The organism is Streptomyces alanosinicus (assembly GCF_014650595.1).
GTDB classification, from domain to species: Bacteria; Actinomycetota; Actinomycetes; order Streptomycetales; family Streptomycetaceae; genus Streptomyces; species Streptomyces alanosinicus.
The window spans coordinates 137,690-148,418 of the sequence record NZ_BMVG01000019.1 but is presented as its reverse complement, the minus strand read 5'-3'; the positions used below and the strand labels follow the sequence as shown (position 1 = coordinate 148,418).

Genomic DNA, 10,729 nt, shown 5'->3' with positions numbered 1-10,729 from the left:
CCTCACAGCGCCGATGGTACTGCAGGGGGGACCCTGTGGGAGAGTAGGACGCCGCCGAACTCCTTTTACAGCTCCGGCTCTTGGGCACTGCCCAGGGGCCGGAGCTTTTTTGCGTTGAGGTAAGGTCAGGGGGAATCGTTGGCTCGTTTTCGCACAGGAGGCCCCCGGGTGGAGGTCCAGGAGACCCGTGTCCAGACGGACCGGGTCCTCACCATCCCCAACATCCTCAGCATGGCACGGCTCGTCGGCGTCCCCGTCTTCCTGTGGCTGATCCTCAGGCCCGAGTTCGGTGGCCCCAAGAGCGATGGCTGGGCTCTCCTCGTGCTGGCCTTCAGCGGGATCAGTGACTATCTGGACGGGAAGCTCGCGCGGCGCTGGAATCAGATCAGCAATCTCGGTCGGCTTCTCGATCCGGCCGCTGACCGGCTCTATGTCCTTTCCACACTGCTCGGTCTCACCTGGCGGGGCATCCTGCCGCTCTGGCTGACCGCGTTGCTGCTGGCCAGGGAGCTGGTTCTCCTGGTGATGGTGGGCATCCTCCGCCGGCACGGGTATCCGCCGCCGCAGGTGAACTTCCTCGGGAAGGCAGCCACCTTCAACTTGATGTACGCCTTCCCGTTGCTGCTGCTTAGCGATGGACACACGTGGATCGCGTCAGTCGCCGCTGTTTTCGGATGGGCGTTCGCCGGGTGGGGTACAACCCTCTACTGGTGGGCAGGAGTGCTCTACGTGGTACAGGTCCGCCGTTTGTTGCGTGCGGACGCCATGGCCGACTGAGCTCGGCGATCGTCCGGACGTAACGCCACGATGGCCCGCGGGGGGAAAGTGCGGGACAATCTGTTCGGGTGAAGTCGGCTAGACCGTCATCTCTTGGAGGAGGACGCTTCCGACATGAAGGCTGTCGTGATGGCCGGGGGCGAAGGCACGCGCCTGCGCCCCATGACCTCTAGCATGCCCAAGCCGCTCCTACCGGTGGCCAACCGCCCGATCATGGAGCATGTGCTTCGGCTGCTCAAAAGGCATGGGCTGACCGAGACAGTTGTTACCGTCCAGTTCCTGGCATCGCTCGTCAAGAACTACTTCGGCGACGGCGAAGAGCTCGGAATGGAGCTCACATATGCCAATGAGGAGAAGCCACTCGGTACCGCTGGAAGCGTGAAGAACGCCGAAGAGGCGTTGAAGGACGATGCCTTTCTCGTCATCTCCGGTGATGCCCTGACCGACTTCGACCTCACGGATCTGATCAGTTTCCACAAGGAGAAGGGCGCGCTGGTCACGGTCTGTCTGACCCGGGTGCCCAATCCGCTGGAGTTCGGCATCACCATCGTCGACGAGGAAGGCAAGGTCGAGAGATTCCTCGAGAAGCCGACCTGGGGGCAGGTCTTCTCCGACACGGTGAACACGGGCATCTATGTCATGGAGCCCGAGGTGTTCAGCTACGTCGAACCGGATGTTCCGGTGGACTGGTCCGGTGATGTCTTCCCGCAGCTGATGAAGGAAGGCAAGCCGATCTACGGCTATGTCGCCGAGGGCTACTGGGAGGACGTCGGCACCCACGAGAGCTATGTGAAGGCCCAGGCCGACGTGCTGGAGGGCAAGGTCAACGTCGACATCGACGGCTTCGAGATCTCCCCGGGCGTGTGGGTGGCGGAAGGCGCCGAGGTGCATCCCGATGCCGTGCTGCGCGGGCCGCTGTACATCGGCGACTATGCGAAGGTCGAGGCCGGCGCGGAAATCCGCGAGCACACGGTCGTCGGCTCGAATGTCGTCGTCAAGAGCGGCGCCTTTCTGCACAAGGCCGTCGTGCACGACAACGTGTACGTGGGACAGCACAGCAATCTGCGCGGCTGTGTCGTCGGCAAGAACACCGACATCATGCGGGCGGCGCGGATCGAGGACGGCGCGGTCATCGGGGACGAGTGCCTGATCGGTGAGGAGTCGATCGTCCAGGGCAACGTCCGGGTCTATCCGTTCAAGACCATCGAGGCCGGCGCCTTCGTCAACACCTCCGTCATCTGGGAGTCCCGAGGCCAGGCCCATCTGTTCGGCGCCCGTGGGGTCTCCGGCATCCTGAACGTGGAGATCACACCGGAGCTGGCCGTGCGACTGGCCGGCGCCTATGCGACCACCCTCAAGAAGGGGTCCACGGTCACCACGGCCCGAGACCACTCCCGAGGCGCCCGTGCGCTCAAGCGGGCGGTCATCTCCGCGCTGCAGGCCAGCGCCATCGACGTACGCGACCTGGAGAACGTGCCGCTGCCCGTGGCCCGGCAGCAGACCGCGCGCGGCAGTGCCGGCGGCATCATGATCCGGACCTCGCCCGGTGTGCCGGACTCGGTCGACATCATGTTCTTCGACGGCAACGGCGCCGATCTGTCGCAGGGCGGTCAGCGGAAGCTGGACCGGGTGTTCGCCCGGCAGGAGTACCGGCGCGCGTTCCCCGGTGAGATTGGAGACCTGTACTTCCCGGCGAGCGTCTTCGACTCGTACACCGGCTCCCTGCTGCGCAATGTCGACACCACCGGCATCGCCGATTCCGGTCTGAAGGTCGTGGTCGACGCCTCCAACGGCAGCGCGGGGCTTGTGCTGCCCAGCCTGCTCGGCAAGCTGGGCGTGGACTCGCTGACCATCAACCCCGGTCTCGACGAGGCCCGGCCCACCGAGACAGTCGAGATGCGGCGCAATGGGCTGGTCCGGCTGGGCGAGATAGTGGCGTCCTCGGGTGCCGCGTTCGGTGTCCGGTTCGATCCCGTGGGCGAGCGGCTGTCGCTCGTGGACGAGAAGGGCCGGATCATCGAGGACGACCGTGCGCTGCTGGTGATGCTGGACCTGGTGGCCGCGGAGCGGCGCAGCGGCCGGGTGGCGTTGCCGGTGACGACGACCCGGATCGCGGAACAGGTGGCGGCGTACCACGGCACCCAGGTCGAGTGGACGACCACCTCGCCCGACGACCTCACGCGCGTCGGCGGTGAGGAGGGCACCATCTTCGGCGGTGACGGCAAGGGCGGGTTCATCGTCCCCGAGTTCAGCAGCGTCTACGACGGTACGGCGGCCTTCGTACGGTTGATCGGGCTGGTGGCGCGCACCCAGCTCACGCTGAGCCAGATCGATGCGCGGATCCCGCGGGCGCACGTCCTCAAGCGGGACCTGGCCACGCCGTGGGCGGTCAAGGGTCTCGTCATGCGGCGGGTGGTCGAGGCCGCAGGGGATCGCTTTGTCGACACGACCGACGGTGTGCGGGTGGTGGAGACCGACGGGCGCTGGGTGATGGTGCTGCCCGACCCGGCGGAGGCCGTCACCCATCTGTGGGCCGAGGGACCGGACGACGCCTCGGTGCAGGCCCTGCTCGACGAGTGGTCGGCGGTGGTGGACAGCGCCGGCCGGTAGGCCGGGGAGCAGGGCGGCACCCGGCGCCGAACGGCCGGACCCACGCACGCGTGCGTGCCGGACAAGTGTCCCCAAGGGGGCCTGTCCGGCACGCCGGTGGGGCCATTCGGAGGAACCGCTCGCGACATGCGACGATGTGCGGCATGCCGCAGCAACCCCCCGTTCGGAGCAGCCCCGCGCGGCCACAGCGTCCGGACGCCTCCATGTCGTTGATCACCAACGTCATGGACCACAGCCTCGACGACGGGTACGCCGAGGCGGCCGCCCGGAAGAAGTCGCTGGGCGAGGGCGGCCTGCCCAGGACGCTGCGGGCGAAGCTGGGGCTCGCGGCCGGCCTCGTCCTCGCGGCACTGGTCGTGACCGTCGGGGCGGCACAGACCCGGGCGGCGGCGCCTGTGGTGGCCAAGGAGCACCAGGAGCTGATCGACCGCGTCGACAGCGAGACCGCGTCCGCGGACAAGCTGGAGGGCACGGTCGACAAACTGCGTGACGATGTCAGTGCGCGCCAGCGGGCGGCGCTGAAGTCGAGCGGTGGCAGCGCGCAGGCGGACGTGGTGGACGTTCTGTCGGGCGCCACCGCGGTCCACGGCACCGGCGTCAAGCTCGTCGTGAACGACGCCAAGGAGGCCAGCTCCGGCGGGGACGGCACCAACCCGCGGGAGACCTCGGGCTTCTCCGACACCGGCCGGGTGCGTGACCGGGACATGCAGCGCGTGGTCAACGGTCTGTGGCAGTCCGGCGCCGAGGCCGTCTCCATCAACGGCCAGCGGCTCACCGCCCTGTCCGCGATCAGGGCGGCGGGAGACGCGATACTGGTGGACAACAGGCCGCTGGTACCGCCGTACACGGTGCTGGCGGTGGGGGACGGGCAACGGTTGAGCACCAGGTTCCAGGACAGTTCCGACGGACTGTATCTGCATGCCCTGGAGCAGAACTTCGGTATCCGCGCCACCATCTCCACGGAGGGCGACGTGCGGTTGCCTGCCGCACCGAGTGTGATCGTACGCACAGCACAGCCGAGCACCGAGAAGACTGAGAAGGGCACATCGTGATCGCCGTACTGGGCCTCGTCGTGGGAGTCGTGGCCGGCCTGTTGGTCCGGCCCGAGGTTCCGGCGGTCGTCGAGCCTTACCTGCCGATCGCCGTGGTCGCGGCGCTGGACGCCGTCTTCGGTGGTCTGCGGGCCATGCTCGACGGCATTTTCGACGACAAGGTCTTCGTGGTGTCGTTCCTGTCCAACGTGGTCGTCGCCGCCCTGATCGTCTTCCTCGGTGACAAGTTGGGTGTGGGCGCGCAGCTGTCCACGGGTGTCGTGGTGGTCCTCGGCATCCGGATCTTCTCCAACGCCGCGGCGATCCGGCGCCACGTGTTCCGGGCGTGACACCGATGAGCGAGGAGAATGAGCGGCCGGAGAACAGGCTGCGCAAGGAACTGCCCGAGGAGGTGCCCGCGCGGGCACCCGAGCCGGCGTCCGAGCAGCAGGCGGAGGCCCGGGCGCAGGCCCAGCCGTCGCTGACCGGGCGGCAGCGGCTGGTCAAGGGGCTGTGGCCGCCGCGGGTCACGCGCGCCCAACTCATCGTCGCCCTGCTGCTGTTCGGCCTCGGCTTCGGGCTCGCGGTGCAGGTGGCGTCGAACAGCGACAGCGACAGCGCGCTGCGCGGGGCACGTCAGGAAGATCTTGTTCGCATCCTGGATGAACTGGATTCGCGTACTCAGCGTCTTGAGGACGAGAAGCAGGGACTCGAGAAGCAGCGCCAGGAACTGCAGAGCAGCTCCGACCAGGCCGCGGAGGCTCGCAAGCAGACCGCCGAGAAGGAGAAACAACTCGGCATTCTGGCGGGCACTGTGGCGGCGCAGGGTCCCGGCATCACGATGACGGTCGAGGACACGAAGGGAACGGTCAAGGCGGACATGCTGCTCGACGCGATCCAGGAGTTGCGTGCCGCGGGTGCGGAGGCGATCCAGGTGAACGGGGTCCGCGTGGTCGCGGGCACGTACTTCACGGATTCCGGCACGAGTGTCGGCGTCGACGGGAACAAGATCAACGCCCCCTATCGTTTCAAGGTCATCGGCAAGCCACAGGATCTGGAGCCCGCGCTGAACATCCCGGGAGGCGTGGTGCAGACACTGGAGAAGGAGCAGGCCACAGTGACGGTCGCGCAGTCGGACAAGATCGTCGTGGATGCCTTGCGACAGGCGAAGCGGCCTGACTACGCTCGGTCGTCCTCCCAGTGAACCGGCGGTGCATGGGGGACGTCCGGCAGGGGCATGAGGTTGCGGGGGGTCGGCGCATCGAAGGGGTGGTGCGTGATGGAAACTGTTTGGTGGATACGGACGTTGTGAGAATGTCCGGCTCGGCCGGTGTAGGCAATCAGGGTTCGTCCTGCCCCACGGGCGGGTCTGTTTCGGTCAAGGGGAATCGCCCGTGAAGTTGTTTGCGAAGTTGTTCGGCAAGAGCGCGCGAGAGGGCAGCGCAAACGCGACCGCCCGGCATCGCGCGCAGCCTGACGCGGAGGGCCAGCGCCCACTGTTCCGGGACCAGGTCGCTGGTCCGGGCGGTGACATTTCCGGAGGTCAGGGCGGGGCGTCGGTTGACCCTGCCCAGTCCGGCGACATAGGTTTCGGGCAGCCGTCAACCTCAGGTGCGGGCGGAGGATATCCCTCCGGTCCGTACGCGTCCAACGCCCCTGCGGGGCAACCGCAGCAGGAGGATCCGTCCATGTCGGTCCTGGTCTGTACGAGGTGCGGTAACCGCAACGCGGAAAACGCCCGCTTCTGCTCCAACTGTGGCGCGCCGCTGCGCCCGGGAGCAGTGCCGGAGCGCGCCTCCGAGACGACGTCCACGATCTCCATCTCCGGTCTTGAGGCCTACGACGCCGAGGTGACCGGGCAGACGCAGGTGCCGATGCTGTCGCCGGAGGCGCAGGCCGCGGTGGACGCGCTGCCGGTGGGCTCGGCGCTGCTGGTGGTGCGCCGGGGACCGAACTCGGGCAGCCGCTTCCTGCTGGACAGCGATCTGACCACGGCCGGCCGTCATCCGCAGAGCGACATCTTCCTGGACGACGTCACGGTCTCGCGTCGGCATGTGGAGTTCCGGCGCGCGTCGGACGGCTCGTTCACGGTGGCCGACGTGGGCAGTCTGAACGGCACCTATGTCAACCGCGAGCGGATCGACCAGGTCGCTCTGGCGAACGGCGACGAGGTGCAGATCGGCAAGTACCGGCTGGTGTTCTACGCAAGCCGGCAGGGCATCTGACCCGCCCCCGGACCGGCGTCCGGGGGGACCCCAGGGAAGGTCCATGCTTCAAACACCGAGCGGCGGTGCCGGAAGCGGTACCGCCGCCAGGGACAGTGGGCTGATGAGCATCGGCTCGGTGCTGAACGCGTTGCGTGCCGAATTTCCCGAAGTCACCATCTCCAAGATCCGTTTCCTGGAGTCGGAGGGGCTCATCGAGCCGCAGCGGACAGCTTCGGGGTATCGCAAGTTCAGCGCCGGGGATGTCGAGCGCCTGGCGCATGTGCTGAGGATGCAGCGGGACCACTATCTGCCGCTCAAGGTGATCCGCGAGCATTTGGACGCGATGGAGAAGGGCGAGGCTGTCCAGTTGCCCGTCCTGGGGCGTCAGCGCACCGGGGGGGACGCTCCGGAGCCGCTGCGGGCGCCCGCACCCACGATCGCCCGGGTGGGCAGGGCCGAGCTGCTGGCTGCGGCGGGCATCGACGAGGGCGAGCTGAAGGAGTGGGAGTCGTACGGCCTCATCGCTCCCCTGGAGGACGAGGTGTACGACGCCGAGGCGGTCACCGTGGCCTCCCTCGTCGCCGAACTGGGCCGATTCGGGATCGAGCCACGCCACCTGCGGGTGATGAAGGCGGCCGCCGACCGCGAGGCGGGACTCGTGGACCAGGTGGTGGCCCCGCTGAAGCGCCACCGCAACCCGCAGACCAGGGCACATGCCGAGGCCCGTACGAAGGAACTGGCGGTACTCACGGTGAAGCTGCACGCGGCACTGGTGCAGACCGCTCTCGGGGTGCGGCTGCCATGAAACGCCAGGGGCTGGCGGCGGCCGGATCGGGCACCTGTTCCCGGCCCGACTACCCAAACGTCCCGGGCACGGCCTAGGGTTGCTGTGTGAACGAGCTCGATGTCGTAGGTGTCCGGGTCGAAATGCCCTCCAACCAACCGATCGTGCTCCTGCGCGAAGTGGGAGGCGACCGTTACCTCCCCATCTGGATCGGTCCGGGGGAGGCGACGGCGATCGCGTTCGCCCAGCAGGGCATGGCCCCTGCGAGGCCGCTGACTCACGACCTGTTCAAGGACGTGCTGGAGGCCGTCGGCCAGGAGCTGACCGAAGTGCGCATCACCGATCTGCGTGAGGGCGTCTTCTACGCGGAGCTGGTCTTCGCGAGCGGAGTCGAGGTCAGCGCCCGTCCCTCCGATGCCATAGCGCTGGCGCTGCGCACCGGAACGCCGATCTACGGCAGTGACACGGTGCTGGACGACGCCGGTATCGCCATCCCGGACGAGCAGGAGGACGAGGTGGAGAAGTTCCGCGAGTTCCTCGACCAGATCTCGCCCGAGGACTTCGGCACCAGCAGCCAGTGAGAGCGCGCGGCCGGTGCGCTTCGGCACCCGCCGCACGGGCAATTGCCACCGGCGATTGAGAGCGTCCTACGGTCTCCCGCGAGCGCATTCGGCTAGCCTTTCCCCGCGGTGGGGCACGGGAAACCACTCCTTGGGTGATTATCACTCGGCGTGCCGAGTGTGGCGATCGTTGACGCACCCCTGGTGACTGCCTACCGTCGTGAAGGCAGGTCAAGGACGGAGGTCGGCGTGAGAACCAGCGGCGACGGTACGGCTGGGGGTGCCCCCGGACGCGGGTTCGGGGAGAGCGGTCCGTACCCTCCCCCTAGCTCTCAGCTGCGTGTGAATCGGGGGTACCCCCAGCCGAGCAGCGCGGTCGATCATGCTCCGCAGCGGCCGACGGTGGTGCCCGATGGCGGAGGGGCGGCGTCCATGACGTCGGAAGAAATCGGTTACCGCGGGCCCACGGCCTGCGCGGCCGCGGGGATCACCTACCGGCAGCTCGACTACTGGGCGCGCACGGGCCTGGTCGAGCCGAGTGTCCGGCCCGCCTACGGGTCCGGCACCCAGCGGCTGTACAGCTTCCGGGACGTGGTCGTCCTGAAGATCGTGAAGCGGTTCCTGGACACCGGGGTCTCGCTGCAGAACATCCGCTCGGCCGTGCAGCACCTCAGGGAACGCGGTTTCCGTGACCTGGAGCGGATGACGCTGATGAGCGATGGTGCCACGGTCTACGAGTGCACCTCGCCGGACGAGGTCCACGCCCTGCTCCAGGGCGGTCAGGGCATCTTCGGGATCGCCGTCGGCGTGGTCTGGCGCGACGTGGAAAGCGCGCTCTCCCAGCTGCACGGCGAGCGCATCGACACCGGCGAGACCCTCGTCGGACACAACCCGGCGGACGAGCTGGCGCGGCGCCGCAACCGGGCGGTCTGACCGCCCCGGCCCGGCGCTCCGCTCGTGGCGGGGCGCCCGCGCCACGGCATTGTCAGTGCCGTGGTGCAGCATCGGAGATGTGAGACACGCGCCCACGATCCTCCATCTCGACATGGATGCCTTCTACGCCTCTGTGGAACAGGCGTCCAAGCCGAGCCTGCGCGGGAAAGCGGTCGTCGTGGGCGGCCTCGGACCGCGCGGGGTGGTGGCCACGGCGTCGTACGAGGCGCGGGCTTTCGGGGTGCACTCGGCGATGCCCATGGGCCAGGCGCGCCGGCTGGCACCGCACGCCGCGTATCTGGTGCCGCGCTTCACGCTGTACCGGTCGATCAGCGAGCAGGTGATGGCGCTGCTGCGGGAGCTGTCGCCGCTGGTGGAGCCGCTCAGCCTGGACGAGGCGTTCGTGGATCTGGAGGCCGGGGAGACGGCCTGGGACGAGGAGTCGGCGCGGCTGGCCGGGATCAAGCTGCGCGCGGACATCCGGGCGGTCACCGGGCTGACCGGCTCGGTGGGGCTCGCCGCCTCCAAGATGCTCGCCAAGATCGCCTCGGAGCGGGCCAAGCCGGACGGTCTGGTGCTCATCGAGCCGGGGTCCGAGCGGGCGCTGCTGGGGCCGCTGTCGGTGCGGACCCTGCCCGGGGTCGGGCCGGCCACCGGGGACCATCTGCGCAGGGCCGGGATCACCACGGTCGAGGAGCTGGCCGAGGCGGGCGAGGACGAACTGGTGCGGCTGGTCGGCAAGGCCCATGGACACGGGCTGTACGCCATGGCCCTGGCGCATGACGAGCGTCCGGTGGTGGCCGAGCGTGAGGCGAAGTCGGTGTCGGTCGAGGACACCTACGACGTGGACATCCATGACCGGCTGCGGATCGGGCTGGAGGTGCAGCGGCTCGCCGACCGGTGCGTGGGGCGGCTGCGCGGGGCCGGGCTGTCCGGGCGGACCATCGTGCTGAAGGTGCGGCGGTACGACTTCTCGACCCTGACCCGCTCCGAGACGCTCAGAGGCCCCACGGACGACCCGACGGTGGTCCGTGAGGCGGCGGCCCGGCTGCTGGACTCCGTGGACACCACGGGCGGGGTGCGGCTGCTCGGCGTGGGCGTCTCCGGGCTCGCCGACTACACCCAGGAGGATCTGTTCGCACAGGCCGAGCCCTTGCCCGCGACGGAGGAGCCGGAGGAGCCGGTGGCCGGGGCGGTGGCGGAGCGGCCGGAGCCGGTCGAGCGGCAGTGGCGCGCCGGGCAGGACGTACAGCATGCCGAGTACGGCCATGGGTGGGTGCAGGGCAGCGGCGTGGGCCGGGTCACCGTGCGATTTGAGACACCGCAGTCGCCTCCGGGGCGGGTGCGGACGTTTCTTGTCGGCGATGCCGCGCTGGGGTCCGCGGAGCCGTTGCCCCTGGTCGGGGCTCCCGGTCAGGCCTCCTCCGAGCCCGACCCCGCCAGCTTGCCGAAGTCGTGGTCCGGGACCGAGGGAGGTGGGGCCACGTCGAGGCCGTAGTGGTGATAGAGCTGGAGTTCCTGCTCGGGGGAGAGGTGACGGCCCACGCCGAAGTCGGGGGCGTCCTTGATCAGGGCGCGGTCGAACGGGACGTGGAGGGTGCCCTCGACCAGCTCGCTCGGCTCCAGGGGGACGAACGCGTCCCGGCTGAACAGGCCTGTCCGTATGGCCGCCCACTCGGGCACACCGGTCGCGTCATCGAGGTAGACCTCGTCGATGGTGCCGATCTTGGTGCCTTTGCGGTCGAACGCCTTGCGGCCGATCAGGTTGCGCGGATCGATGTCGGTCTGCACGGTCCCTCTCCCTCCACGTGGTCGCAACTCATCCGT

The 10,729-nt window shown here is 68.6% G+C and carries 11 protein-coding genes; 10 read left to right on the top strand and 1 reads right to left on the bottom strand.

What is annotated here, in order from left to right; all coding sequences use genetic code 11:
- The first annotated feature begins 168 nt into the window (after positions 1–168).
- From clsA to IE277_RS30355, 10 genes are all read left to right on the top strand, one after another.
- Complete coding sequence (gene clsA / locus IE277_RS30400; protein WP_189956914.1) at positions 169–777, top strand: cardiolipin synthase ClsA; 609 nt, start codon at positions 169–171, stop codon at positions 775–777.
- Between the two features lie 114 nt (positions 778–891).
- Positions 892–3,387 carry a mannose-1-phosphate guanyltransferase gene (locus IE277_RS30395; RefSeq protein ID WP_189956913.1) on the top strand — a complete coding sequence of 832 codons (2,496 nt, stop codon included), beginning with the start codon at positions 892–894 and terminating at the stop codon, positions 3,385–3,387.
- A 134-nt stretch (positions 3,388–3,521) separates the two neighbouring features.
- Positions 3,522–4,439 (top strand): DUF881 domain-containing protein, encoded by a 918-nt coding sequence (locus IE277_RS30390; RefSeq protein ID WP_189956912.1) that lies wholly within the window; start codon positions 3,522–3,524, stop codon positions 4,437–4,439.
- Complete coding sequence (locus IE277_RS30385; protein ID WP_003988855.1) at positions 4,436–4,768, top strand: small basic family protein; 333 nt, start codon at positions 4,436–4,438, stop codon at positions 4,766–4,768. Before IE277_RS30390 ends, IE277_RS30385 begins: the two co-directional genes overlap by 4 nt.
- Positions 4,769–4,773: 5 nt before the next feature.
- A complete protein-coding gene (locus IE277_RS30380; RefSeq protein WP_189956911.1) occupies positions 4,774–5,622 on the top strand; it encodes a DUF881 domain-containing protein in 849 nt (282 codons plus the stop codon).
- 190 nt (positions 5,623–5,812) lie between these two features.
- Positions 5,813–6,643 carry a zinc-ribbon and FHA domain-containing protein gene (locus IE277_RS30375; protein ID WP_189956910.1) on the top strand — a complete coding sequence of 277 codons (831 nt, stop codon included), beginning with the start codon at positions 5,813–5,815 and terminating at the stop codon, positions 6,641–6,643.
- Positions 6,644–6,686: 43 nt separating this feature from the next.
- Positions 6,687–7,430, top strand: coding sequence for a transcriptional regulator FtsR (ftsR, locus tag IE277_RS30370; RefSeq protein WP_189956909.1), 744 nt, complete (start codon positions 6,687–6,689; stop codon positions 7,428–7,430).
- 86 nt (positions 7,431–7,516) lie between these two features.
- On the top strand, positions 7,517–7,990 hold the full coding sequence (locus IE277_RS30365; protein WP_026253112.1) for a bifunctional nuclease family protein: 474 nt from the start codon (positions 7,517–7,519) through the stop codon (positions 7,988–7,990).
- Between the two features lie 228 nt (positions 7,991–8,218).
- Complete coding sequence (locus IE277_RS30360) at positions 8,219–8,902, top strand: MerR family transcriptional regulator (protein ID WP_189956908.1); 684 nt, start codon at positions 8,219–8,221, stop codon at positions 8,900–8,902.
- A 79-nt stretch (positions 8,903–8,981) separates the two neighbouring features.
- Positions 8,982–10,400 carry a DNA polymerase IV gene (locus IE277_RS30355; RefSeq protein WP_189956907.1) on the top strand — a complete coding sequence of 473 codons (1,419 nt, stop codon included), beginning with the start codon at positions 8,982–8,984 and terminating at the stop codon, positions 10,398–10,400.
- Here IE277_RS30355 and IE277_RS30350 read toward each other — a convergent pair.
- Complete coding sequence (locus IE277_RS30350; RefSeq protein WP_189956906.1) at positions 10,316–10,693, bottom strand: PRC-barrel domain-containing protein; 378 nt, start codon at positions 10,691–10,693, stop codon at positions 10,316–10,318. The two genes, IE277_RS30355 and IE277_RS30350, sit on opposite strands and share 85 nt — an antisense overlap.
- Positions 10,694–10,729 lie beyond the last annotated feature (36 nt).